The sequence below is a fragment of the Mesorhizobium sp. M1329 genome, assembly GCF_040318035.1.
GTDB lineage: Bacteria > Pseudomonadota > Alphaproteobacteria > Rhizobiales > Rhizobiaceae > Mesorhizobium.
The window spans coordinates 254,626-279,935 of sequence record NZ_JAMYLN010000001.1; the positions used below are offsets into that span (position 1 = coordinate 254,626).

Annotated in this window: 19 protein-coding genes and 1 pseudogene; 6 read left to right on the plus strand and 14 right to left on the minus strand. The window is 58.2% G+C overall.

What is annotated here, in order from left to right:
• Window positions 1-176 precede the first annotated feature (176 nt).
• The 7 genes from NKH21_RS01260 to NKH21_RS01290 form a co-directional block, all read right to left on the minus strand.
• A complete protein-coding gene (locus NKH21_RS01260) occupies window positions 177-911 on the minus strand; it encodes a protein-L-isoaspartate O-methyltransferase family protein (RefSeq protein ID WP_352862787.1) in 735 nt (244 codons plus the stop codon).
• Window positions 912-1,097: 186 nt separating this feature from the next.
• Window positions 1,098-2,729: an ABC transporter ATP-binding protein gene (locus NKH21_RS01265; RefSeq protein ID WP_352862788.1), complete on the minus strand. Its 1,632-nt coding sequence runs from the start codon at window positions 2,727-2,729 to the stop codon at window positions 1,098-1,100.
• Window positions 2,719-3,603 (minus strand): ABC transporter permease, encoded by an 885-nt coding sequence (locus NKH21_RS01270; RefSeq protein WP_352862789.1) that lies wholly within the window; start codon window positions 3,601-3,603, stop codon window positions 2,719-2,721. The genes NKH21_RS01265 and NKH21_RS01270 overlap by 11 nt, the downstream gene beginning before the upstream one ends.
• Window positions 3,600-4,646 carry an ABC transporter permease gene (locus NKH21_RS01275; protein WP_352862790.1) on the minus strand — a complete coding sequence of 349 codons (1,047 nt, stop codon included), beginning with the start codon at window positions 4,644-4,646 and terminating at the stop codon, window positions 3,600-3,602. The genes NKH21_RS01270 and NKH21_RS01275 overlap by 4 nt, the downstream gene beginning before the upstream one ends.
• A gap of 100 nt (window positions 4,647-4,746) precedes the next feature.
• Window positions 4,747-6,354 carry an ABC transporter substrate-binding protein gene (locus tag NKH21_RS01280; protein WP_352862791.1) on the minus strand — a complete coding sequence of 536 codons (1,608 nt, stop codon included), beginning with the start codon at window positions 6,352-6,354 and terminating at the stop codon, window positions 4,747-4,749.
• A gap of 112 nt (window positions 6,355-6,466) precedes the next feature.
• Window positions 6,467-6,820 carry a Rieske (2Fe-2S) protein gene (locus NKH21_RS01285; RefSeq protein ID WP_292653661.1) on the minus strand — a complete coding sequence of 118 codons (354 nt, stop codon included), beginning with the start codon at window positions 6,818-6,820 and terminating at the stop codon, window positions 6,467-6,469.
• 11 nt (window positions 6,821-6,831) lie between these two features.
• Window positions 6,832-7,914, minus strand: a complete 1,083-nt coding sequence (locus NKH21_RS01290; protein ID WP_352862792.1) for an amidohydrolase family protein — start codon at window positions 7,912-7,914, stop codon at window positions 6,832-6,834.
• Between the two features lie 133 nt (window positions 7,915-8,047).
• Here NKH21_RS01290 and NKH21_RS01295 point away from each other — a divergent pair, with 133 nt between their 5' ends.
• The 4 genes from NKH21_RS01295 (at window position 8,048) to NKH21_RS01310 (ending at window position 12,554) form a co-directional block, all read left to right on the plus strand.
• Window positions 8,048-8,905: a LysR family transcriptional regulator gene (locus NKH21_RS01295; RefSeq protein WP_352862793.1), complete on the plus strand. Its 858-nt coding sequence runs from the start codon at window positions 8,048-8,050 to the stop codon at window positions 8,903-8,905.
• Between the two features lie 91 nt (window positions 8,906-8,996).
• Entirely contained in the window at window positions 8,997-10,073 is a 1,077-nt protein-coding gene (locus tag NKH21_RS01300; protein WP_352862794.1) for an FAD-binding oxidoreductase, read from the plus strand.
• Window positions 10,074-10,406: 333 nt separating this feature from the next.
• Window positions 10,407-11,063 (plus strand): Crp/Fnr family transcriptional regulator, encoded by a 657-nt coding sequence (locus NKH21_RS01305; protein ID WP_352862795.1) that lies wholly within the window; start codon window positions 10,407-10,409, stop codon window positions 11,061-11,063.
• Between the two features lie 732 nt (window positions 11,064-11,795).
• Window positions 11,796-12,554: a LuxR C-terminal-related transcriptional regulator gene (locus NKH21_RS01310; protein ID WP_502911831.1), complete on the plus strand. Its 759-nt coding sequence runs from the start codon at window positions 11,796-11,798 to the stop codon at window positions 12,552-12,554.
• Window positions 12,555-12,674: 120 nt separating this feature from the next.
• Here NKH21_RS01310 and NKH21_RS01315 read toward each other — a convergent pair whose 3' ends face one another.
• Both NKH21_RS01315 and NKH21_RS01320 read right to left on the minus strand, forming a co-directional pair.
• Window positions 12,675-12,941 (minus strand): hypothetical protein, encoded by a 267-nt coding sequence (locus NKH21_RS01315; protein ID WP_352862796.1) that lies wholly within the window; start codon window positions 12,939-12,941, stop codon window positions 12,675-12,677.
• 326 nt (window positions 12,942-13,267) lie between these two features.
• Complete coding sequence (locus NKH21_RS01320) at window positions 13,268-14,068, minus strand: LuxR C-terminal-related transcriptional regulator (RefSeq protein WP_352862797.1); 801 nt, start codon at window positions 14,066-14,068, stop codon at window positions 13,268-13,270.
• Window positions 14,069-14,531: 463 nt separating this feature from the next.
• Between NKH21_RS01320 and NKH21_RS01325 the strand changes: the two genes are divergently transcribed.
• On the plus strand, window positions 14,532-15,044 hold the full coding sequence (locus NKH21_RS01325; protein ID WP_352862798.1) for an aspartate/glutamate racemase family protein: 513 nt from the start codon (window positions 14,532-14,534) through the stop codon (window positions 15,042-15,044).
• Between the two features lie 284 nt (window positions 15,045-15,328).
• Here NKH21_RS01325 and NKH21_RS01330 read toward each other — a convergent pair.
• Window positions 15,329-15,579, minus strand: a pseudogene (locus NKH21_RS01330) (DegT/DnrJ/EryC1/StrS family aminotransferase); the annotation flags it as partial.
• Window positions 15,580-15,954: 375 nt separating this feature from the next.
• On the opposite strand from NKH21_RS01330, the gene NKH21_RS01335 reads away from it, so the two are divergent.
• Window positions 15,955-17,697, plus strand: coding sequence for a hemolysin (locus tag NKH21_RS01335; RefSeq protein WP_352862799.1), 1,743 nt, complete (start codon window positions 15,955-15,957; stop codon window positions 17,695-17,697).
• A 1,932-nt stretch (window positions 17,698-19,629) separates the two neighbouring features.
• Here the strand turns inward: NKH21_RS01335 and NKH21_RS01345 are convergent.
• The 4 genes from NKH21_RS01345 to NKH21_RS01360 form a co-directional block, all read right to left on the minus strand.
• Window positions 19,630-20,637 carry a nucleotidyltransferase family protein gene (locus tag NKH21_RS01345; protein WP_352862800.1) on the minus strand — a complete coding sequence of 336 codons (1,008 nt, stop codon included), beginning with the start codon at window positions 20,635-20,637 and terminating at the stop codon, window positions 19,630-19,632.
• A complete protein-coding gene (locus tag NKH21_RS01350) occupies window positions 20,628-21,716 on the minus strand; it encodes a PqqD family peptide modification chaperone (RefSeq protein ID WP_352862801.1) in 1,089 nt (362 codons plus the stop codon). The genes NKH21_RS01345 and NKH21_RS01350 overlap by 10 nt, the downstream gene beginning before the upstream one ends.
• Window positions 21,717-22,238: 522 nt before the next feature.
• Window positions 22,239-23,684: an undecaprenyl-phosphate glucose phosphotransferase gene (locus NKH21_RS01355; RefSeq protein WP_352862802.1), complete on the minus strand. Its 1,446-nt coding sequence runs from the start codon at window positions 23,682-23,684 to the stop codon at window positions 22,239-22,241.
• A 435-nt stretch (window positions 23,685-24,119) separates the two neighbouring features.
• Window positions 24,120-25,280: a glycosyltransferase gene (locus NKH21_RS01360; protein WP_352862803.1), complete on the minus strand. Its 1,161-nt coding sequence runs from the start codon at window positions 25,278-25,280 to the stop codon at window positions 24,120-24,122.
• Window positions 25,281-25,310 lie beyond the last annotated feature (30 nt).

The following is a 25,310-nucleotide window of genomic DNA, read 5'->3' on the forward strand; positions in this document are numbered from 1 at the left end:
GGAACGCCGTGCCGCACGCTACGACGGCGACACGCGAGATCGATGTCGATCTCTAGGCCTTCGAAATCCAGTATGTGTCGGTCACCAACCAAGCGTTCTCGAGCCGTTTGTTGGTCGCCCTCGGTGATATTGGGCGAGATGGGTGACCTTGCCTCGCGCAGCCTTGAGGGCGGCCATCAAAGCCTTTTTTCTTCGTCACTGCGCCTGGCTCCGCTGCAGGGGTAAAACCCGCATGGCACCAGTGATCGTACGGGAAACGTATCGCCAGCCCTTTCCAGAAGCATCATGAAACCTCGTCGGTCTTCACCTGTGAACGGCAATGCCATCCGGCCAGCATCGGACAAATTTGAAAGCCACCGTTCCGGCACGTGCGTCACTCCGGCAAAAGCGATCACGACATCGAGGTCTGGCAGATCGACCGCCTGCGTTGCATCACCAGACACCACTTCGATATGGGCATAATGAGCAAGATTGCTTTGCGCGCGCCGAGTTAGTTCTTCGTCGATCTCATAGGCGATCACGCGTCCTTCTGAACCCGTCAGTTCAGCGAGGATGGCGGTGAAATAGCCGACACCGGCGCCCACCTGAAGGACAGTCTGGCCGGGAGCGATGTTCAGATGGTCGAAAACCAATGCCCAAAGCGACGGCAAGCCGCTGTTTAGTCCGCGTTTTTCGTCAAGCAAGACCAGAACGTCGTGATAAATCTCATGAAGTGCGGCTGAAGGGCTGGTATGGACCGCCCCGATTTGCAATCGCGAATGGATACGCCAGGGCCCGTTGCCAAGATAGTGTTCGCGCGGAACCTTTGCGAAGGCCTCGATGACCGCAGGGTTGTGCAAGACAGGTGATGCGACACGCAGGTCTTCGGCAAACCACCGGCGCGCTTCACTAGCATCGGTTCTTGTCGGCATGGAATATCGGCTCCGGATTGCGCGTACTCAGTCATGCTCTCAGAAAACCGAGTGACGGCAAAGGGTCCCTCACCTCGTTTGGACGGGGCGATGCGCGCTGTCCGTTTGCGATCGAGCGCGGCTTCGCCGAGCGCCTACCGCGAGACTGTAAACCGTGGCGACATGGAAGAACACTCTGCCCGACGATCACATCCTCCGGCTGGCCAGCAGCCTTGTCAGCCAATCCGGATCCATTTCCGGCACGGAGGACAAAAGCCGTTCGGTATAGGGGGCATGCGGCGGCGTGAGAATTTCGCTCTTTAATCCCTGCTCAACGACTTTACCCTGGTGCATGACGACAATTTCGTCGGCGATCGCTCGCACGGTGGCAATGTCATGGGTGATGAAAATGTAGCTCATGCCGAGCTCGCGCTGAAGCCGCATTAAGAGCTTCAGGATTTCTTCCTGCACAATCTGGTCGAGCGCGGACGTGATTTCGTCGCAGATGATGAGTTCCGGATCGGCGGCCAACGCTCGGGCGATGTAAACGCGCTGCTTCTGGCCGCCCGACAGTTCGGCTGGCAGACGATCAAGGTAAGCTTCGCTCATCTCGACCATGTGCATGAGTTCGCCGATCCGCCGGTCCCGCTGCGCACCCTTGAGGCCAAGATAGAATTCAAGCGGTCGCGCTATGACTTCTTCGACCGTCTGGCGCGGATTTAGCGCGTTGTCGGGCATTTGATAAATCATCTGTATGCGGCGCAGGATCTCTTTTGGGCGCAACTTCAGGGTCTTGGAAAGGGTCTGGCCGGCAAAGGAAATCGACCCCGAAAGCGGGGGCAGCAGCCCGGTAACAACGCGAGCGAGCGTCGATTTCCCGGAACCGGATTCGCCGACCACAGCCACTGTTCTTCCACGTGGAACTTTGATGGAGACATCCTGGAGCACCTTAACCGCCCGGCCGTAGGCCGCCGTGATGTTGTCTATGGTAAGCAGATATTCATCGGCTGGAACTTCGGGCTTCGCGAGCTTGCGCACGGCCCAGAGCGTTTTGGTATATTCCTGGCGGGGCGAGGCGAGCATCTGGCGCGTTTCTGCCTCTTCCACGGTAAGTCCATGGCGCAAAACCATGATGCGGTCCGCCATTTGGGCCACCACCGCCAGATCATGCGTCACATAGATTGCAGCGGTGTTGAATTCCTCCACGATGTTGCGAATGGAGGCGAGAACTTCGACCTGTGTCGTCACATCGAGCGCCGTCGTTGGTTCATCGAAAACGATGAGGTCCGGGCGGCAAGCCATCGCCATCGCGGTCATTGCCCGTTGCAACTGTCCGCCGGATACCTGATGTGGATAGCGAAAGCCGATGGTCTCCGGATCTGGAAGCTGAAGACGACGATAAAGATCGACCGCACTGCGGTTCGCTTTCTCTCGACTGGCAATCCCATGCGCCACCACAGTTTCGATAGTCTGATCGAGGAGCCGGTGGGCCGGATTGAAAGAGGCTGCGGCGCTTTGCGCGACATAGGCGATACGGGAGCCTCTGAGGCGACGCCGCCCTGTTTCGCTGAGTGCCAGAAGATCGATCCCGTCGAACAGGATCGAGCCCTGAGTAATACGGCAGCCCGGCTTGGCGTAACCCATCGCGGCGAGGCCAATGGTGGATTTGCCGGCGCCCGACTCGCCGATCAAGCCAAGAACCTCCCCCCGCTTCAGCGCCAGATCGACCCCGCGGACGATGGGATGCCATCGCTCGTCCGAGAACCCCTCCACATGCAGATTGCGGATCTGAAGCAGATCCTTGCCTTTTTCGCGCAATCCGGGAGCGCTATTTTTCATCCCGCAACCCGCTTGTTGCGTGCAGGAACCAGTCCACGACGAAATTCACGGAGACCGTGAGGAGGGCAATCGCGCCGGCCGGCAGCAGCGGCGTGACATCGCCGTAGGTGATCAGGGTCGCATTCTCGCGCACCATCGATCCCCAATCGGCGGTCGGTGGCTGAATACCGACGCCCAGGAAGGACAGTGCCGCGATCGTGAGGAATACGAAACAAAATCGCAAGCCGAACTCCGCAACCAGCGGCGGCATCACGTTGGGAAGGATTTCCTTGGCGATGATCCATTTCGGGCCTTCGCCGCGCAATCGCGCCACTTCGACATATTCCATCACTGCCACGTTGAGCCCGACGGCGCGTGCGAGCCGAAAGACACGGGTAGAATCGAGCAGCGCAATGATGATTATCAGACTGGTGATCGACGAGCCGAAAATCGAGAGCAGCACCAGGGCGAAGATCAGGCTTGGGATCGACATCAACACATCCACGGCACGCGAGAGTATCTGGTCCAGCCATCCCCTGTACAATGCAGCGAGAAGGCCGAGCGAGACGCCGACTGCGAAGGACAGCAGTGTGGTCGCGATGGCGATACCGATGGTGTTGCGCGCACCGTAAATCAAGCGCGTGAGCATATCGCGGCCGAGCTGGTCGGTTCCCAACTTGAACTCTTGGCTCCACGGTGCGAAGGCTTCGCTGAAGACCTGCGTTTCGCCGTATGGGGCGATCCAGTGCGCGAAGATCGCAACGATGACATAGCCGATGATCACGAGGATGCCGAACCAGGCACTGAACGGTGCCTTCTTCAGTGCCGTTTTGACCCGGGTGGCGCGCGAGCGCCTCAGCCTGTGAACCTGAGCGATGGGTTCGTAGCTGGTCATCGCGGATGCAAGAGCCTGGGATTGGTGGCGATGGAAATGATATCGGCAGTCAGATTGAGGAGGATATAGGTCGCCGCGAAAATCAGGGCGCAAGCCTGGACAACTGGAACATCCCTTGATTTGACCGCGTCGACCATCAGCTGACCGATGCCGGGATAGACGAACACCACTTCGACCACGACCACTCCGACGACGAGATAAGCAAGATTGAACGCCACCACCGTGACGATCGGAGCCCATGCGTTGGGCAAGGCATGCCTGAGCACGATGGCCATGGGCGACGTTCCCTTGAGACGCGCCATGTCGATATAGGGGCTTGCGAGCATGTTGATGATCGCCGCTCGTGTCATGCGCATCATGTGTGCCACGATGACGAGCGTAAGCGTGGTCGCCGGCAAGGCTACTTTCCAGACGTGGTCCCAGAACGGCGTCTGGTCGTTCACGTTGGACAATGTCGGGAATTTGGGAACTGCGTTGAGTAGCCAGTTCAGTGACACTGCGAGCCAATGCGGCAGGGATTGTGCGAACTCGGATCCGATGAATGTGTCGCGCGAGATGACCAGGTAGGCAAGCATATAGGCGACGAAAAACTCCGGGAACGAAATGGTTGTCAGCGTCACTGCGTTCACCAGCCGGTCGAACCAGCCATTGCGGTAGAGCGCAGCGAGGATGCCCAGTCCCAGGGCCAGCGGAACTGCGATCAGCGCAGTCATCGATGCGAGGAACATCGTATTATAGAGGCGTGGCGCGATGATCTCGGCGACGGTGCGCCGATATCCGGTGCGGCTCGCGAAGGAAGAGCCGAAATCACCGTGAAGCATCTGCCCGACCCAGACGAAGTAGCGCTCGACAGGCGGACGGTCGATGCCAATTTCTCGCTGGAAGGCGGCGACCGTTTCGGGTGTTGCGGATTGTCCGAGCATCGCCTTGGCGAAGTCGCCCGGCAGCATTGCAATCGCAGAGAAGATAATGATGGACACGATGAAAAGCGTGACCAGGCCGAGGCCAAGGCGCTGCAGAACCGTTCTTGCGACGGGGTTCATTTGGACGCGTTTCCCGTTGCCGTCGCTGCCCTGCCACACCCGGCAGGGCACGCGGCTGCAAGCCGGAGCCCAGTAGCCATCGCGGGTCCGGCCCGCACTCTCACGCAGTGGCGATCCACCAGCGTTCGGCCATCTTCAGTCCATCATTCTCCCAGTTCGGCGCCACTTCGCCATGTGCGAGCTTATTGGATTTGGCGCTGACGAAATTGTTGAAGACCAGCACGATGCTGCCGCCATCATCATGGGTCAGTTGCTGCATCTCGGCATACATTGCCGCCCGCTTGGCCTCGTCCGTCTCGGCGCGCGCCTGGACAAGCAACTCGTTGAAGCGGGGATTCTTCCAGAACGACTCGTTCCAGCTGGAGTCCGCGGCGAAGGCTTGCGTGAACATCCAGTCGGCCGTCGCCCGACCGCTCCAATAGGAAGCGCACCAGGGTTTCTTGAGCCAGACATTGTCCCAATAGGCGTCCTCGGCCTCACGCACGACGTTTACGTCGATGCCGCACTGGGCTGCCGTCTCGCGGATGAGCGCAGCCGCGTCCACAGCGCCCGCAAAAGCGGCATCGGCGACCGAGAGGTCCACCTTCAGTTTTTCCATCCCGGCCTTTTTCAGATAGTGCTTGGCCTTCTCCGGATCGAAACTGTGTTGCGGCTGCGGGTTTGTGGCGAATTTAATCGCCGGCGCGATCGGGTTGTCGTTGGCCACAGTGGCGTGGCCGAGAAAGATCTTGTCGACGATCTCCTGACGGTTGATCGCCCACTTTAAGGCCATTCGGACGTCCGGATTATCGAACGGCGCCATCGTGACATTCATCGGCAAGGTATAGTGGCCATAGCCGGTGACCTCGACGATCTCCACCTTGGGGTTGCGTTTCAACATGCCGAGGGTCTTGAGGTCGGCGCGGCCAATATAGTCCACCTCCCCTGTCGATAACGCGGCCATGCGAGCGGCGAGATCGGTGATGGCGATAAACTCCACCTCGTCGAGATAGGGTTTGCCGTTCTTGAAGTAGTTGGGATTGCGCTTGAGTTTGGCCGAAACGCCGGGCTGGAAATTCTCAAGCACGAAAGCGCCGGTGCGAACGCCCGATCCCCAATCCGCCTTGCCGTCCTTGGCCGGCATGATGACCAGATGGTAGTCACTCATGATGTAGGGGAAATCGGCGTTGCCGCTTTTCAGCGTGAAGACAACCGTCTGCGGACCATCCGCCTTGATGCTGGCGACGGGCTCAAGCAGCGGCTTCGCTGCCGATTTGGTTTCGTCGCCCATATGATAGCGCAGCGAAGTCACGACGTCGTCCGCCGTCACATTCTTGCCGTTGTGGAAGGTTGCGCCCTTGCGCAGCTTGAAAACCCAGGTTTTGGCGCCATCGGATGATTCAAAGCTCTCGGCAAGGTCCGGTTGGACGTTGCCTTTCGCGTCGACCTCGGTGAGGCTGTTGGACATCGAGCCCGAGAACGCTGTCTGTGTGAAGGTGTCCAGGTAGCCGGCCGGATCGATCGAATCCGTCGTTGCGCCATGTGCCATGCCGAGCTTGGCGAAGCCGCCCTGCAGCGGTTCGGCCCGGGCCGTGCTGACGAAGAGCTTGTCCGCAGCGGTGAGCGTAAGCCCAGCGGCTAGCCCCAGATGAATGAAGTCGCGACGGGAAATCTTGCCGCGGCCAATCAGGCTTTGAGCGATACCAAGCTTGTATTCAGATTCTGACATTTGATTCTCCCATTGCGGATTTTCCGCGTTATTGTTCGTCACGCACCCTGTGAAGAAATCTGCCCGTTAGCCGCGATCACCCTTTCTGCTACTCGTCGAATCCGTACCTCAATCAGGCCGTCACATAGATGCTGCCCGCCTCGACGGTGACTGGAAATGTGCGCGCACGAACGGACGGATCGACCAGGGCCGCGCCTGATTTGATGTCGAATTCCCAGCCATGCCAGGCGCAGCGCACGATCTCGTTTTCGCGGTGATAGATGAATTGCGCCTCTTCGACCGGTGCAGTTGTTCCGCATTGCGGCCCCTCGCAAAGCGGAGCGCCTCGGTGCGGACAAACGTTCAGCAGCGCGTGGAATGAGTCTCCGATGCGAAAAACGCCGACCGAAAGGCTGCGGATCTTGGCGATGAAGGGAGATCCGGTTTCGATCTCGTCGACTCTGCAGATGTATGTTTTCTCGGGCATCGTCTGCTTCCTCAGGCGGCATTCGCCGCTTGCGCGCGGGGGATGCGCTTGTAGACCTCCAGCGCGTTCAGCCCCATGATCTTGCTCTTCCAAGCAGGGGGGATTTGCAGCGTGTTGGCATCGTCGTAATCCCAATGCGGATAATCGGAGGCAAACATCAGCGTATTTTCGCCATCCATCGCCTCGAGAGTGGACCAGAGATGCTGGATATTTGCGGGCTGCTCCAGCGGCTGCGTGGAAAAGCGGATGTTGCGCCGGCAGTATTCGGACGGCAGCATCTTCAGCCATGGCGTCTCTTTGCGTAGCGCTTTGTAATCGGCGTCCAGGCGCCACAATACCGACGGCACCCAGGCGACGCCGCACTCGATGACCACGAAGTAGAGGTCCGGCCATTTTTCGAAGACGCCATGCGCAATCATGCTTGCGACATGCGAAATGGCCGACATGTGCAGGATGGCATGCGTCTCCCAGAAGAACGTCGTCGGGGCCGGAGCAATCGCCGTCGAATTCACGCCGCCATGGCCGCCCAAATGAATGGCAAAGGGCAGCCCCACCTGGGCGCAAGCCTCATAAATCGGATGATAAAACGGATCGCCATAGGGCTTGACGGAGCCTTGCGAAGCGAGAACCTGAACCATGCGCGGGTGATTGCCCAGACGGCGTATCTCGGCGGCCGCGAGCTTCGGATCCTGTGGCGCGATGATGATCGAGCCCATGAAACGATCGTCCTTCGGCAGCCACTGGTCGATCTGGTAGTCATTGTAGGCGCTGACGAGGGCGCTGGCATAATAAGGATTAGCGAGGGTGGAAGCCTCGATCGGCTCGTCGCCGGTCAGGATCGCCACATCGACCTTGTACTTGTCCAGGTGCTTTTCCTTCATGATGAGATAGTTATCGGCTTCTGTTTTCGGACGGACGTCCTTGCGGGAGAAGTCCTGCGGATGAAACCAGGGACGATGGCCATGCGGGAAGGCGCCAACGGGACCTGTCTTCTCGCCTTCGACGAACATGTCCTTCCATAGGCCGGAAAGGTAAGGCTCCAATACGGTCGCGCTTGACCAGTAATTGTGACAATCGCAGTCGACTATGAACACGTTGCTCAGCTCCGTAGCTTCAGCCTGGTCGATCTGCCGGCCGATCTCACTGCGTGCAGCTTCCGCCTTGAGTATTGTTTGATCAAGCTTATGATCCTGCGCAATATGATCGACTTTTTCGATCGGAAGTCACGTGCAGCTAGATCACATCGAAACCTTTCTCGACATCATCGAGTCGCGAAACTTCAATCGCACCGCCGATCGGTTGGGATTGACCCAGTCGACGATCAGCACCCGCATCAAGAATCTGGAGAGCGCCATCGGGTCCGAGCTCTTTCAGCGCGGGCGTGCCGGTGCTGAGCCGACAGCCGCAGGACGGCGGTTCGAAGCCTACGCCAGATCCCTACTGTCGACCTGGTCGCAAGCTCGACACGATGTGCGAGCGTTCAACCGTTTCGAGGGCACCTTGCGCATCGCCGCACAGGTGGGCATGACCCGCTCGGTCCTGCCCGGATGGGTCGAGACACTGTGCCAGGCCCTTCCCAAATCCTCGATCCATGTCGAGTCGGACTATTCGAACCAGATGGTCAGCGACCTAAGCATGGGAAATCTGGATATCGCCGTGCTTTATGCGCCTCGTTACCTGCCTGAGATCGCCTACGAACATCTGATGGTCGAGGAATATGTGATGGTTTCGACGGCTGCCAGAACGCTGTCCGACGTCGACCCTGACACCTACATTCGCCCGGGCTACACCGCCGTGCTGGAAAAGACGCACGCAGAGCTGCTGGCCCAGTTGGCGATCTGCCGGCTTTCGACGGGATCGGAAACTCTGGCGGAGATCATGCTGCGGCGAACGGGCGGCACCTGCTATATGCGCAGCGACGATGCGCGCCGGTTCACGGCCGAGCTCCCATCGTTCCTCGTCGAGGGAGCGCCGACGCTGCACCAGCCAGTCCACACCGCGATACTTGCGCGCCGCAAACACGAACCCATTATTCGCAAGGGCATTCGAGCTCTCCAGGTGGCTGTAATGTCCCTGGAAGTTTAATCGAAATTACCGATCATAAAGGCAGGATTGCGCGGCTGTTCGGCGGGTTTTGAAGTGGCATCTTGGCTCGACTTCAAACCCGAGTTGAATGATGAACGCACATGCGGCCTTAGGCGCCCCCGGCTTCGCCCCAACAAGGCTTCACCGGCAGTGGGCACAGACCACGCCGCAGCTTGTGCTCTGCCGGCGCGTGATCGACGAGACGCACGATGTGAAAACATTTGTTCTCACACCCGATTCAGATCGGATGTTCTGCTTCAGCGCTGGCCAGTATGTTCTGGTGCACCTGAGGATCGACGGTGCCGCAGTGACGCGCTCTTACTCTGTTTCGTCACCACCGACGCGGCCGCTAGACCTGCAGATCACCGTGAAAAGGACGCCGGGCGGGCTCGTTTCGAATTGGCTCCATGACAATTTGAAGCCGGGTGATGGGATCGAGATCGAAGGGCCGCTCGGCTCGTTCAATCTCGATGATCTGCCGCACGGAAAGTCCCTTTTCCTTTCGGGTGGCAGCGGGATAACTCCCGTCATGTCGATGCTGCGCGCATTTACCGACCGCGCAGCCGACCAGGATATCCGCTTCATTCACAGTGCGAAAACGCCGGACGACATCATCTTTCGGCTTGAACTGGACGCACTTGCCGCTCGCTTTCCCAATGTTCAAGTGACTTGCATTTGCAGTAAGGAAGACCCGGCCTGGACGGGTCCAACCGGGCGAATTAACAGTGAGATACTCCTGACCTTGGTTCCCGATCTGCACAACCGCACGGTTTTTGCCTGTGGGCCGGAATCCTACATGAAGGCAGCGCGCGGCTGGCTGGAGGCAATCGGCGTCGCTCCTTCACAGTATCATGAGGAGAGCTTCGGAGGCGGCAACGTTTCGCGCTCGGTGTCGGATTCAAAGGTTTCGTCTTCGGTCCGCTTCGCCCGCTCAGGCATTGCGCATCACTGCGCGACCGGGGAGACCCTGCTGGAAGCTGCGCGCCAATGTGGAGTTTACGTTCCGACCGCTTGCCGACAGGGAGTTTGCGGTACGTGCCGGATCGCCAAGCTGTCCGGCGAAGTTGTCATGGATGACTTGGGCGGGCTGTCATCGGAAGACAAATCGGCAGGCTACGTCCTGGCGTGCTGCAGCCGCCCGCAAGGGGACGTTTTGCTTGATCTCTAATTGTCACGTGCCGCATAGCGGGACGAAATCGGATCAGCCTTAGTATTGCACAACCAAGCCGTACTACTGCGTCGCAAAGTGATTGGCGTTTCGGAGCCCGTTTTCTGGCCTTACCGGGAGACTTGACCGCCCCTGAACACTCTCTAGGTTAACGGCAGTTTACCTCATTCGAACAGACGAGGACAGTGGGCCAACCCGCCTTTAGGCTAAGAGGTCGTTCTGTCGATGTGTCCGGGAGAAACTATTGTCAGTCGTGTGGCAACAGAAGCAGATTCGCGATTCTTCATGCAGACACTATTGGAGTTCATGTGCTCGCATCCCATAGGGGGAACGTTGTCGAAAAACGAGTGGGGGAACAACGATTTTCTCGGTGTTACCGCAAAAATCTATAAACCCCATTCGGTGATATGCCGCCAGGATGACGACGACAGTGAGTTATTCATTGTAAAATCGGGTTGGGCAATTCTTTATCACGCACTGCCGGACGGACAGCGGCAGATCATAGACACTCCCCTCAAGGGGGACGTCGTCGGTTTCCGTGGCTTGGACGGACCCCATCTTGCGTCGCTGGCGTCCATAACCGAACTAGCTGTTTATGAAATTTCCAGTAAGGAACTGGTCGAGGCCATCCTGTCGGACGGCCGCATCGGGAAGAAAATCGCCAGCTCGCTGGCGCGCCTGAACGCCATCCTTGCCGAACATCTCATGAATACCGGCCGGCGGAACGCGATGAGGCGTACCGCCCATTTCCTGCTCGAGTTGGAGGAGAGGCTCTCCATGGTTGGGCTGTCGGTGGATGGGAGATATGAGTGTCCTCTTGCCCAGCATGAACTGGCCGATATCCTCGGAATGACCACGGTTCACGTCAACCGAACTTTAAGGGAGCTCCGCAAGGCGGATCTCGTCTCTTTCAAGTCAGGCCATGTTGAGGTGATCAACCGCAAGAAGCTGGTCGAAACAGCCGGATTCGACAGCGAGTATCTCAGGTAGCGGCTAGCTGCTTGAATGCCAGCACATGGAAGCCAAAATTTCCGCTGAAAACGATCGTTCCGTAGCCGGAACAGTTCGAGACGACATTTACGGAGGGCTGGTCGTGCGCCGGACACCTAGCATAGCATGGTATGTCTCGACGGCAGCGGTATCCGGTTCGAGGCGGTCGAAGGCTTGGGCCGAGCGGAACGCAACCCCCTTCCTGCTGATCAAAGTGTGACAAGGCGAGGTCATCATGACCGCGGCAGCTTGGCCTATTGCGAGGGCGGCGTGCTGCCGAAATATGCGCAATGGGCCGTTTACCACGGCGTGCTCGAACGAAAGTGTTGAGCCAAGGCTACCCGCACTGTCCTCCGACAATGTCAAGGGCACTTTCGGCAGTTCTGGTCTGCCGGTGAAATGTCGGAAGGCACCAGCTGACTCACATTCGGCTGCCTGTGGCTAGGTGGTCCAATGCATGCGTCTTTCGGACAGAAGCCCATTGGGTCCAGCTTGGCATCGGTTCCCTGAAAATTACGAAAAAAGCAATCTATGTTAGAGACTGCTTATAAATAACCCCTACACTTACCCACGCTGGCTATCGCTGGGGGTTGGGGAACTGAAAACGACGCAAATGGGGTAATCGAGTCTCGACCTTTCAAAACGCGCAGTACCAGACTTTCACTGGGAGAGAATGTGGAAATTATGTCGGCCAGCGCAAGGCGACTTGTGTGGGAAAGAGGGAGTATTGACATGGGTGCCACGGCAGGACTGCACAATTATAATTCGGCCAATCGGTCAGAAGTCCCGTCCGGCGGAACGGGAATCGTCCAAAGGCAGACAGGCAGGGAATGCCTCCTCATCTTGGACGGAAGGGCTCTAGACCGCGAGTGTCTCGCATCGGCTCTCGTGGACCACGAACTCGGCATGGATGTCGCCGCCTTGGGGTCCCTCGAGGAATGGCGCGTCAGAAAGAGCTCGGCCCCTCCCCTTGCAGCCATACTCTTCAACCTTGGCAGTCGGAAGGTCACCGATCGTGGCATCGCTGACGAGATCAGGCATATTTCGTGCGAGTTCAAATCAGTCCCTGTGGTCGTCCTGGCCGACACCGAAGACCTTGCCCAGATACTGACCGCTCTCGAATGCGGTGCACGCGGTTACATTCCGACCTCTGTTGGAATCGATGTCTGCGTCGAGGCTATCAACCTGGCGGCAGCGGGAGGCATCTTCGTGCCGGCGAGCAGTGTCCTTGCTATGCGGCACCTGATAGATTCGGGCAGCCGCGACACGCAGCCTTTGGCAGGCATGTTCACGCTTAGGCAGGCCGAGGTTGCGCAAGCACTCCGGCGCGGCAAGGCGAACAAGATGATCGCCTACGAACTGAATTTGCGCGAAAGCACGGTGAAGGTCCACATCCGCAATATCATGAAGAAACTAAAGGCGACCAACCGCACCGAAGTCGCCTGCAAGGTCAACGATCTTCTCGCAGAAGGAACTCTGGCTGAGGAGTGAGCCGACGCCACCTTGGGTGACTCTCGCGGCTGTATTCGACTGTTTGCCCGATCGAGTACATCCCAATCGATTATATATATTGTGAAAGTCCAAGGGCGCAATCGGCGGCTTAATCTGCTACTAAGCAGGGTCGGGGAAGGTGTGTCTTCCTACCCATCTTATGGCCTCCTCGATCGTATCGAAATTCTTGTGCTGCCCGCTCAGCAGCCCGAATCCCGTCTCGAGGAACCATTTGCCTTTGGTGGAGTAGGCTTCCTCGTCGATCTGGGTAAGGACCGCCACCAGTTGGTCGCATTTCCAAACCAGGAGGCCGTATTCTCCGCCTTCAACCGTTCCGATCCGGGCTTCGCTGAACGACAAACCAGAAACAGTCTTTGTTTGGCCCATTTAATGAAAAATCCCCTTAAATTCACAATGGCAGTAAAGATCCGTCTATTTTTTCAATCACGCACAGAGTTCAAACCGTTTGAGGCGATCCAATTCGTGATCCACCGCTGTTGAGTACGCTGTTGAGTACAGAGGACAACGGGCAAAAAAACAACCGGATCTAAGACGGGTCGTGGTTACATTGGCGGAATCCAGATGATACGCCCCTCTGATACGATTTCCACCGCGCTTCTTCGGCCATCCGCCCGGAATGATTTGAGCCCATGCGTTCTTGATCGGGGAGGCTTCTGCAAGTGATTGCACCAGCCAGAACGAAGATCTGTCGGTCATATAGGAGGACGATTGTCGAAAACGAGGTATGCATTTTTTGCTTCAAGTAGATCATGCCGATGGTGAGACCGCTCCGACGCGCCGTTGCCAGACGGTGGAGTAAGCATACCATGATTCATCGCCCAAACTGCAGCCTGTGTTCGGTTGCGGACCCGAATCTTTCGAAGTATGGCTTTGACGTGTACCTTCACCGTAGCTTCGGCAATGTTAATTTCGCGCGCGATGGCTTTGTTTGACTCCCCTTCGATCAAACGGCGCAGAATACAGTTCTCGCGATTCGACAAAATTACCTTTTCTTGATCCTCGCTCTCCACTTTACCTTCCACCTTTGGTAACTCATCAGCTATCGGTTCATTGTTCGAACCTTGCCTTATATTTTGAATAACCATCGAAGTTTCCGCAGGTAGCACCGTTTGCCCAAGCATAACCAATTCGAGAGCTTTGATGAAGGTGTCGTAAGCAGCGGTCTTTGTCAGATACCCGTCAGCCCCCGCCCGAAAAGCTGAAACTATATCGGCCGTGCGACAGTGATCAGCTAGCGCAACGACATGGCTGTCTGGGTAAATCGCCTTAAACTCAACAATTTGTGCGAATTCAGCTTCCGCATCAGCACCGCCGATATCTATGATTAGCAAGATCGACCGGTGATGCGGTAGCGGCCTTTGCAAAAGATCGTTAACAGAAGCCGCAGAGAAAAGGGCACAAAAATCTTCTTCATTCAGGATTCGACTAAGACCTTCTCGAAGTAACTCGCTCGGCCCGACAAGCACGGTTATGAAAGATTGCCTTGTCATCATCGCTTCTCACCTGGCGCGCTTGGGACACACACGTCGATTAGGTGCTCCACGCGCCAACCGCACAGTTTCTTTTTTGACCTTACGCCAGGAAAACCGTACACCAAAATACCCTCATTAGGCGTAGGGCAGCATCATCGAGGCGTATCCCGGATCTTCAACCTGGGCTTTTGGTCAAGAACCCGAGCTCGTGGTTTCACCGACTCAGCCCATCGTGGCAAAGGATTGCGCGGCCGCGAGGATTACCGGCTTGGTTTCCCGCGGGCCGATGAAAGGAAAACATGAGACGGCCCGTTCCGCTATGGTTACCTCGATACGATTGCCAAGGTTGAGGGCTTGGTCGATTCGCGACTTAATTCATCTGACGCGTCAAGCCCTGCGTCAGGTCGTCCACGTGAATGACGGCTCAGAACCACGGCGAACCACGGCGCCGGGGATCCTGGAATCCTAAAGTCGTGCATTCCGGTTGCCGGATCGCCGAGGCAGGAACCATCGAAGCGGCAAGCGACGGTCTCCGAATTTCTCGGTCGTGACGACTACACCGGGTCTGGTCTTGGCTATTCATGAGCGGGTGGCCAAATATGGTTACGAGGCTCTCTTTACCGGCGAGCGACTTACACAAGGCGACGTTGTCGGACTAATGGATCCCGTCCGCCTCGAAGCGAGCCTGGTTCGCTCGTGTGAGGCTGCGATCTCGGAGGGCGCGGCAGAGGCAATCGTCATCGGTGGCGGACCGCTTGCCGTGCACGAAGTCGCATTGCGCTCCCGCTTCTCAATTCCGATCATCGAGCCTGTCCCAGTTGCTGTCAGATTGGCGGCAGGACGCCGCCCCGGCGCATATCAAAACGGTCGCCTAGACGGCACGGTCTCGCACATTTTGCTGCCGCCAAAAACCACATTGCGAGGGGCGGCTCACAGGGTCCGTAGGTCCTCCGGAGTTGGAAAAGGAGCTTGTTCTTTGCGGCGCAGCAATGATTGAGGATCTCGTCGTAGTCCTTGAATATACGGTTGGAGAGCCCCTTGTCATGAATTGCCGCACGTTTCAGTTCCGGTGAGCGGGCGGCATGAACATCAGGGTGATGTTTTTCCGCGTCACATGCGATCCGGCCTGATGAGGATCAGCACCGCATGCACGCCGTCGTCGGCGCTCCGACTGATCTCAGGGAGGAGCTCCCGCATCGCCTCGGTATCGCAATAGGACAAACACGGCGCCCTCCAGGGGGGCAGACGGCCCCGCTGGTCGAACCAGTGGGGGAATTTTCAACAGTAGCCTTGCCAGTTGCTGCGAGTCCAGCAAGGCTCGGCAGGTGTTTCCAGTTCGGCGATATCGCGAAGGCGCTCACCAAATTGCGCCGCGAGCTGCCCCCGCCGCGTGACGAGTGCGGGAAGCCGTTGCAGTTGCTCACGCCGATGGCAGCGTGCAGGTCGGTCAGTCGGTAGTTGTGGCCGAGGTCAGGATGGCCCTCGTAGATCACCTGTTTCGAGCTGTGCCGGACCGTGTCGGTAACGCTCATGCGTGCATGACCTTGTCTCCTCGGGGGTAAGTTCACGCGTGATCCGAGATACTAGACGGCGTTTGCAACTCGACGTAGGCGCAAGCTTGAACGCAACGCCAATCGCCCGGGAGAGTCTCAGTATAGCCTTATCCGGGCCGTATTATGGTCATGAACGTTAGCATTATATCTCCATATGAAATTTCTGGTTGTATTTTCAGAATTTCGTTAAGACGATAGATTATCGTTTTATTGTTGATGAGTGTCTTTAGAGATACTTATAGTAATTACTACTCAACTGGAGAACCACATGACATCGATGAGTTGCGACAAGGAAATACTCGGGATACACCCGGAAAGGCTGAACAACTTACGCGCGACGACGGAGGCAGCCGAGTGACGACCGAAGCTCCCATTTCCACCGCTTCCGCATCGACGGCAACCACGCAGCCGGCGCAGGGTCTTACCTACACCACCACACCGATCCAATCAGAGTATGATGGCCAGGTGATCGAAAATCTTGACATCTACGTCACCAACGGGGACGCGGTCACGATTACGCACGACAATGTCATCCTGCGCAATTGTCTTATTCATCACGTCGAAGGCGACGGGGTGATGGTATCCGGCGCAAACGGCGTGACGATCGAGAACACCGAGGTCATCAACGCCGACCCGCCGGCGGGAATTGACCCTGAGACGAGCCCGAACATCAACAACATCAACGCCGAAAACGCCTCGAACTTGACCGTTCGTAATACCACGGTGCGGGAAGGCTCGACTGGCATCTATCTCGTGAACTCGCCCGGCGCGAGTCTTTCGCACGTCGATGGCTACGACTTCCATGGCCCAATGCCGCGCGGTCAGTTCGTCCAGTTCAACAACTCGGGCAATAGTACGCTGACCGACTTCTATGCCGTGAACGACGCCGGCAGTTCGCATCCGGAGGACATCGTCTCCGTATACGGCAGCCCGAATACGACGATCTCAAATGGGGTGATCGACGGTAACAACTCTCAGACCGGCGTGGCCGTTATGTTCGAGAACGGATCGACCGGTGGCAGGGTGGATCACGTTGACGCCATCCATCAGGGCAATGGCGCGTTCTCTTCCTACGCGAGCGATGTGACCTTCGATCACACGAGGTCGTTCGACGGTATCAATGAGGATCAAGGCCGCGGGCTCCCCTCGTCGAATGGACTGATCTGGAATGTAAGCTCCGGCGGGGTCAGCGTCCTGAACTCGAGCTACACCAACCCTGGCAATCCCAACAACACCATTTGGGATGCGTCAAAGGCGGTCGTAGCCGACGTCCACGAGGATCCCACCGCCACCCCGGTGGCACACGTCGACAACCAGTTCACCTGGGACTACGCAGGGGCTAGCTCGACCGACACTGTCACGGGCGCGAGCGTCACCACCCCAATCACTGGCTCGACCGGGACCGAGACAGGGTCTGGAACCGGGATTGTCGCTCCTTCCGGCGACACCAGCGATGGCACCTTGTACGGCAGCAGCGGCGCCGATGTATTGCATGGAACCAGCGGCCACACGATGATCGGCTATGGCGGCGACGACACGTACCATGTCGATAATGCCAACGAGAAGGCGGTTGAGGCGGTGGGCGGCGGCAACGACAGTGTGATCGCCTCGGTGAGCTATGCGCTTTCGGCCGGCTCGGAGATCGAGCATCTCGCCACCAACAACGCGTCCGGCACCACGGCAGTGAGCTTCACCGGCAACGAGTTCGCCCAGACCATCGAGGGCAATGCCGGCAACAATGTCATCAACGGCGGGCTCGGCGCTGACGTCTTGACCGGTTACGGAGGCCACGATGCCTTTTCGTTCAATACTGCTCTTGGAACGGGCAATGTCGATAAGATCACCGACTTCAAGCGCTCCCAGGACACATTCCATCTTAGCGATACCGTTTTCGCCGGGCTTCAGCCGGGAGGGCTTCCATTCAAATCCTTCTTTGTTGGTGCAGCCGCGCATGACAGCTCCGATCATATTATCTACGACAGTGCAACCGGGGCTCTCTCTTTCGACAGTGACGGAGGTGGCGGCGCATCTCAAACACAGTTCGCCACCCTTTCCCCACATTTGTCGCTCACCGCAGCCTCGTTCTATGTGACCTGAAGGACTACGCGGGAACTAACATCCCGCGAGCCTGCCCTGGCCGAATAAGAACTGGATCATAGTACCTCAAAGCCACGATCCCGAAGCGAAGGTCAGCGTACCAAAAGCGGAGCCCGGTTTTCCGAGAAGATCACGCTCAATGGAGTTCCATCCCGATGTCATCGGGATGGAACTGACTGGAGTTGTGAGCTTTCCGTAGTTCATGCGGACCGAACCGAGGAGACTGGAGTTGCCAAGTTTCAGCACTCACCGCAGGGTACTAAATGAACATCCACAAGAATGCCCGTCTGATGGCGCGGCGCTGAGAGGAGCTGGCTCTTTCGGCCATCGAGCGACGTTTTTTCCCCAGCCTTGCGGTGCGGGCCTATGGTGTGTCGACGCGAGCCGGCCTGTGAAGCTGGTCGATGGCGTCGATGCGCCGATGGTCAACCCAATCTGGCTTCGGCGCGAGATCGGCGTCGTTTTGAAGAGAACGTGCTCCTCAACGGGTCCATTCGCCAGAACATCGCGTTCGCCGATCCGGCTGTGCCCATGAAGCCGGGGGGGCTCGTCGGCGCTCACGATTTCATCCTGGAGCTGCGCGAGGGCTAGGACGTGTCGACTGCGTATTGCCGGCGCCTGGGTCGCCGGCTTCGCGATGCGCGACATGTCTTCTCATCGAACGGATACCCTGATCCTTGAAGCAGCGGACGCCTCTGAGGAAGTTCGTGCAACTCCGAGCTTATTCATGCGGGCATTACGATCCGGTCGGATCGCTACGCCCAGATCTGCGTAGGGGGTCGGGAACAGCTCTATCGTCCACTGCGAGGAGCCGCCGATTCCGCCTAAGCGCCGCGGCGCGTCCGCTTGCGCTGCGGGAGCTATTAACTAGGAAATCTCCGGGGGGCGTCCTGTTTGCGGCGTCGCTTATTGTGGTCGGGCCCTTGCCCCGATTGAGATCATGGCAATGGAAAAGTATCGTGTCCGCGCGCAGCGCGCCCATGTGCGCCTGGAACGCATACTCCACGAGAACCCGCCGATTGCCGGACGCATGCCTCTGACGCCGGCGGTCCGGCGCGCTCTCCATCCCAGACGGGCTGCCGCGGTGCCGGCGCTACGTTCGGGCGGACGAGCGACGGCAGCAACTGGTCACGACTGCCGAGACAAGTCGCCAAGCTCGCCGAAGCTGGCGAAAAGCAGATGACGTGCTCAACCGACCGAAATACGCGCACCGCGGTCCGGGAGCGTTGTCGGCTTTAAGATACACACGATCGGAGCCGTGGGTTCGCGCCGGCGAAACCTTGCTGGAGATCATCCTGATGACGGCACTCTGACCGTTCGGCGAAGAGTCGCCGGTCGACATCAACAATCGACATCAACAATGTTGCCGAGGGCCTTCCTGCCGGGATCCGACAGCCTTCGTTCAAGGCGCTCTCGACGCCGGTCGCGATCGGCGAGGTGCAGACCGTTGCCGGCGGACGCGCTTCAGGAGGAAGTAACGCGGACCGTGCTCCCCTACTTGAGCAACCTCTAAGACGCGTTCAGTTTCGGCATGCGCTGCTGACATCCTTACGGCCGACCCTTCCTTAGACCGGATCAGGATGGACCGCGCAGACGCGGAAGGGTCAATTGCGGCCAGGTGGACCAGAGTGGATGTGGTTCGTGTCGCCCCCTCCATTGCCGGGACGTGCGCCATGCGATGCGGCAATAGCTTGCGAGTTTAAGCTCGTGCCAAGCAACAGAGCAATGGATGGAGGCGTTACAACAGCAAAACGCCCGGCATTCTTTAGAAATTCTCGACGCGCCTGTTCTTCCTGGGTATGGTTGTCTGTCTCCCCGCGCTTCATCGAACTTGCTCCCATCCTTGAGTAATAAATCCAGCGCCCTAATTTGACATTTGCCTTTCGTGAAGACAAGGCGCCATCAAGATACAATTCAGGAAATTAAGTATTACTACGCTTTTGACCCGAGATCGCCGTCAAGGAGGATGGTGGTGGCGCGCCGTCCAAAGTCGAGCGGACTCCGTCGGCCCAAACCATCGCCATGTAGGAGTCGCCACATACCCCACAGCGAATTGCCGACCAGGCGCAATGGAACGCCGAGGACGGGATGGTACAAGGGGAAGACGCGCCGCCAGTGTTGAAAGCGAACCCATGGACGCCGCACATATTGCGCCGGTGCGCTGACGCCAAAGAAGTGACTCAAGGCCAAGAGTTGAGTATCGAACGCATTCCGCGCGCTCTGGTCGGGCAAGGATGTTCGGAGCGCCGCCCAATCCAGCTTATGCTGTTCCGCCAGCCGTGCCAGATCATAAAGGTGGCGAAAGTCGGTCCTTCCGCGCCAGTAGTCCGCCTCCTTGATGAGATCATGCATCATCCAGTGGAGGGCCCGCGACTGTGGGGCGGGGATTTTCGCCCTAAGGCCGTGACGGCGTGCAAGTCTCGGGGGCTCACGGTCAATCTCGCGGTATGGCCGGAGCTCCAGGAGACCGACATCTTGCGGGCGCGCCATGCCACCAGCGACCGTCACTTCGGCGTAGCCAAGCTTGGCAAGACAAGCCCGGGCAGCCCCTTCTTTGGTTGTTTCCACAGCCAAGTCGAGATCGCTCATGATTCTGTCGGGAACCCTGCCGCTCGATGAAAGGAACAAGGGAACGGCCCCTTTGAGCAGGACCGGAACGACGCTCCCCTGATTGAGGGCAGCAACGGCTTCATTCAGCTGCCTGCGCAAGCGCAAATTGCGGTCCCGGTTGCAGCGGTAAATGAACTGAAGATACTGGCCCACCTCTTCGGGGAGCCGGTCACGCTGGCCCGTGTGCGCAAGAGTGGCGAACAAGACGGGCGTAAGCAGAGTGTGGTTGGCGAGTGCAATTACCGCCAGCCAGTCGGCCGTTACCACCAGGCGGCCGTTAAGTCCCGCGATCAGGGCCTCCAGCGCATCCCTGGTGGGCTTCATCGGCATGCCGCCTTCAGCAGTTCCAAGCCGTCACCCAAGTTGGCATAGGTCAGGCAAAACCCCTCTGCCGATCGGATGACTTGGCAAAGAACGTCGAACGCAGTGCTACTTAGCTCATTATTCCGCGCAAAGGCACCGTTCAGCAAGCCACGCAGGATCTCGGTCGGGTCAATCACCCGCAGGGAAGGTTTGGCATCCTGCGTCCGACAGAGCAAGACCACCCAGCCCACCGGCCGGGGAACGGGAGGGACATGATCCCGAAGCACAAGAAAACGCACACGCCTGCGATCGGGACGCCGGTAAACCCGAGACCTGCCGAGTTCGGGGAAATATTGTCCGAGAATGGACCATGATCCCGATTTGACTGAAGGCGCAAAAGCAAGGCCGACACCTTGTCCGGCCGAGTCGAGAAGTGTCACATCGTCTGCCGCGAAGCCAAACCCCGCGTGGACCAGCGCCAGTGTCAGGGTGGTCTTGCCCGAGCCAGGGTTACCACAAAGGAGGAGCGTGCGGCCGTTCTTGAACAGCGCCGCCGCATGCAGAGCGAGTTCATATTCACTGTGCCCAAGCACTTCGGCCAGCAGTTGCCCTTTGACCATAATGGGTATCTCGTCTCGACCACAGGAATCAGTCCAGTGGCCGTTTCGGAACAGGTGGATCCGCTGCCCACGCTCAACCAGATGGAATAGGACGTCGACGGCACTGTTTCGAACTTCGAGATGCTGAAATACGGTCGAGGCCGGAAAGGCGACGGCCGCCGGATACAGTATGCGCACACACACGCCTGGAACAGCAACGACCTGGCAGATATGTTGATGAGCTGCGGTTGGGCCCGGCGGTGGAGCCGGCTGGATTAGGCCGAGCTGTTCCCAGTCTTGAAGGGCAGCCTCGACATAGCCATGGGCCTCTTGCCTATCAACGCCACGGGCTGCCATCTCGCCCAAGATAGCCTGGACCGGCACGCCTTCTTCAAGCGAGCGCCAGATATCCGCCGCAGTGTCGTTGAGCGTAAAAACTGCCCCCTGCCTTGAACTGAGCAGGATATTTTGCCCTTTGATGCATGCAAGCCGACCTTGGGGAACCAACCTCGCCGTAGCATACTCTACAAGGGGAGGCCCCGCAGTTCGGTCAGTGGTTCGGGTTTGTTGCGGGCTCACAGAAGCCGTCATCCTCGTTTGTCTGGGCGTGGAGATCGTTCGATTCGAGTGGAACTCACGACCAGAGAGACACGATCTTCGTCAACCTTTCGAGCCATAGCATTCCCCCTCCGCTCCCAAAGCGGCAACTTGCCAACGCCGTTGCCGTGCGGGCACTTTTGCCTGAGGTCGCAGATTATGCATTGAGCGGTCGCTGTTTTTCGCACTGATCATCGCTTGCGTTCGGTTGTTCTGTAACAGCGCCTTTTGTAGTAGAGCCGCACCTCTCATGGTGTCGAGCCTCACCCAAAGTCGTATTCAACTGATAAGGTCGAAGAAGAGGTTCGCTTTTTCCGAATGAGGTGTCGCTTGGCAGTTAATCGATGGATCGTCGGCCAGCCGCCACTCCTTGCAAATCAATCACTTGCCACACAAAATCGCCTCCAGCGGTCTCGAATCGGCCAAGTTGGGCTAGACGGCGTTTCGCCCCGTCCAGATGCGGGGGACGGTCAGAAGCAGGATCTTTACGTCGAGCCAGACCGACCAGTTGTTGACGTACCACATATCGTGTTCGACACGCTTGATCATCATGTGGACATCAGGCGTGGCGCCGCGCCAGCCATTTATTTGTGCCCAGCCGGTGACCCCCGGCTTCACCTTGTGCCGAGCCGGATAGAGAGAGATGATCTGGCTGTATTCGCTGTCATGCGCGAGCGCGTGCGGCCGTGGGCCTACCAACGACATGTCGCCCTTCAGCACGTTCCATAGCTGTGGAAACTCGTCGATGCTGAACCTTCTCAATATGCGCCCAACGCGGGTGATGCGGGGATCGCCCCTGCAGGCTTGAGGGACAACGGGCCCGTCCTCCAGGATCGTCATGGTTCGGAACTTATAGATCTTGAACGTGCGGCCATTGAACCCGGCCCGACGCTGACAGAAGAGCACCGGTGCCCTGGATTCGAGCGCAATCAGCGCCGCTACAACGGCCAAAGGGGGCAGAAGAAATGGGAGGGCGACAGTGGTCAGCACAAGATCGAAGAGCCGCTTCATCAGGAGCTGAGGCGCCGTCAGGGGCGCGCTTTGCAATTCTATCGCCCTCGTCCCCCCCAGGTTGACGACAGGTCGCTTCAAGAGCGCGCTAACGACGTGGTCCGGAAGGAGCCTTACGGGTACCGCGACCACGCAAAGGTGGGCCGTGATTTTCTCAATCAGGGATATGTCAGCCCAACTGACAGCAAGGACGATCTCGTCGACAGAACGCCGACGCACATGTTCAATGAGCTTATCCATACACTCAAGGAGCGAGCTCTCGCTGGATGCAGCCGGCAATGTAATCGTTTGGCAGACCTGGCATCCGGAAGCCTCGATTGCCTGGACAACGCCACTTGGCACGCGCACGTCCGATTGCGTTACGATCACTACTTGCGGTTTGGCAAGCATGTCCGACCTGGTCAAGGAGGCAAACAGTCGTCCGGCGCCCAGGCGCACGAAGATGATGCCGCCAAGTCCCGTCACGAAGAACAGCATGACGGCTTGGCGCGAAAACATGTCTCCCACCTTGAGTGCAAGCGCCACAACCGACAGGCAAAGAAAGACCGCCGTCCAGATCAGCGCGACCTCCTTGATCTGAGAGGCCAGCGACCGCAGCTCGGAACTCAGATACAGGCCGCGCGCATATGCGGAAGTCGAAAAAAGGGCGGCTACAGCAACACCGAGCCCGAAGTTCCGGCCGTACTCGCCGAAATGTCCGAAACTCACAAAATCATATAGCATTCCCGAGACGATGCTGAGCAGCACGACGTATATTGCCTCGAGAAGCGGAAACGACTGCAGAAGAACATTGACCTTGACGTGCGCGTTCCACCGCGGTGCGTTTGACGTGGCGCCCGCACGGGGGCCTTCATGAAGAAGTGCCATGACGTTCACCTGCGTTCGAAGCCGCACTCATCGACCAACATCGCGATGACCCCCTCCTCTGCTGAAAACCACCGGAGTGCCCAGCGTGACGTGGCACCCGTCGCCTGCGATCATTGCCCCTTCACGCGAAGTTCGGTTGCGGTGGCTGCGGTAGCACGGGGAATGGCCAGAGAATGGCAGCGACACTGCGCGAATCCAATTCGGCATAAGCTCTAACCCCAAAGGGTAGAGCCGGCGGACACACCGACCTTCCTTGCCCGCTTCCGGCGCCTGTTAGCCTTCCGAGTACCTCGAAATGATATACTCTCGCGCGCACGCCTGAGGCGGCGGACGCTCCGATGGAAGCGACCGGTCCGAAACTGCCGCCCTTTCTCTTTGTTTGGGCGTCGCTGAGCGCCGAACCCGAAACCGGGTCTCATTTTCGGGCCTGATCGCCTAGGCGAGCGCCATAGCATCGGCGGCGATCCGTCGCAGCTGGAGCTTGCGAGCGTGGAGGCGTGGGAGCGGCTCCATGCCGATCGTGGCTAGGATGTGATCCCAACGGTAGACCCAATCGTGCATCTCCAGGCAACGGACCGTACTTGTCCGGCGCAACAATTCCGTACGGCAGGGGTTTGCGTCGAGTTCGCCAATTACGTCTGCGATATGGCTGGAGTCTGGTGATACCTCGATCACGGCGTCTGGCCAGTCGAAGTGCGCGCCGAATTCGGCGCATTGCGGCGCGGTCCCAAGCATGACGGCGCCCCCCGCGGCCCCTTCGAAAAGACGGGCAGGCAGCACCTGCTCGCCGGCAACCGTGACGGCCTTGGAGTTTGCAAGCGTCGCTGGACTGAAAGCCATGAAATAGCGAGTGCGCCTGATGAGATTGGCGAGCAGCAAACGATGCTCATGCCAGGCCTTCACCCGGGAATCTGTGCTTGCGAGCGTGTCGTAGAGATAGAAGAGGCCCCGCTCTTCGGCCAGCTTCAGAAGCTGTCCGTGTATCTTCGCGGCTCGGTTGCCGATCGAGTATACGTCGATCACGCGTTTGACCGGCGATAGATACGGGGTGGCAATGAGGCCGTCGACAGCCGTGGCAAGAAAGGAACAGGGCGTGCGGGTGTATTGAGGCAGGCGCGGTATGCACGCGCTGTGCAACAGGAACACGTGGTCGAACTGGTCCAGGAGCTTCAGATATCGGCGGTCCTCTTCGAGAGTGCTCGACCAGAGCTCGAATAGATACGCGACAGCAACCTTGCATCGGCGGCGCCAGTCGTGGATCCGAGACAATTCTACAAGGCTTTGCGGACTCCAGGCGACGAAGAAGAAAAGGTCATAATCTTGCGTGAGCCGAACATGCTCAATGCTAGGCGCGTTCATTAACCCCAGCCCTTTGCGAAACGCGTTTGTCAGTCTATTGAAGTCACGCTGGACGTTGTGACGGTCGTGCTTTGGCAAGATGGCGTGAAAGCGTCTCGTTAGGTAGTTGTCGATGCCAGGGGCGATCAGATCGGCATCCTCGCATTCGGCAACGATACGGCAAAACTCATACGCCGACGCAAAGTGAGCCCGATCCTTCGCATTGAATTCAGAGGCAACCAGTGTACGTCTCTTCAAGGAATTCTCCCGGCACTTGTCATTCGACTT

Bases quoted from the DNA above. Each gene is read 5' to 3' on its own strand.
- NKH21_RS01310 (WP_502911831.1), top strand. From the start codon at position 11,796: ATGGGTGCCACGGCAGGACTGCACAATTATAATTCGGCCAATCGGTCA.
- NKH21_RS01320 (WP_352862797.1), bottom strand. From the start codon at position 14,068: ATGATGACAAGGCAATCTTTCATAACCGTGCTTGTCGGGCCGAGCGAG.
- NKH21_RS01315 (WP_352862796.1), bottom strand. From the start codon at position 12,941: ATGGGCCAAACAAAGACTGTTTCTGGTTTGTCGTTCAGCGAAGCCCGG.
- NKH21_RS01275 (WP_352862790.1), bottom strand. From the start codon at position 4,646: ATGAACCCCGTCGCAAGAACGGTTCTGCAGCGCCTTGGCCTCGGCCTG.
- NKH21_RS01265 (WP_352862788.1), bottom strand. From the start codon at position 2,729: ATGAAAAATAGCGCTCCCGGATTGCGCGAAAAAGGCAAGGATCTGCTT.
- NKH21_RS01300 (WP_352862794.1), top strand. From the start codon at position 8,997: ATGAACGCACATGCGGCCTTAGGCGCCCCCGGCTTCGCCCCAACAAGG.
- NKH21_RS01260 (WP_352862787.1), bottom strand. From the start codon at position 911: ATGCCGACAAGAACCGATGCTAGTGAAGCGCGCCGGTGGTTTGCCGAA.
- NKH21_RS01345 (WP_352862800.1), bottom strand. From the start codon at position 20,637: ATGCCGATGAAGCCCACCAGGGATGCGCTGGAGGCCCTGATCGCGGGA.
- NKH21_RS01270 (WP_352862789.1), bottom strand. From the start codon at position 3,603: ATGACCAGCTACGAACCCATCGCTCAGGTTCACAGGCTGAGGCGCTCG.
- NKH21_RS01355 (WP_352862802.1), bottom strand. From the start codon at position 23,684: ATGGCACTTCTTCATGAAGGCCCCCGTGCGGGCGCCACGTCAAACGCA.
- NKH21_RS01280 (WP_352862791.1), bottom strand. From the start codon at position 6,354: ATGTCAGAATCTGAATACAAGCTTGGTATCGCTCAAAGCCTGATTGGC.
- NKH21_RS01285 (WP_292653661.1), bottom strand. From the start codon at position 6,820: ATGCCCGAGAAAACATACATCTGCAGAGTCGACGAGATCGAAACCGGA.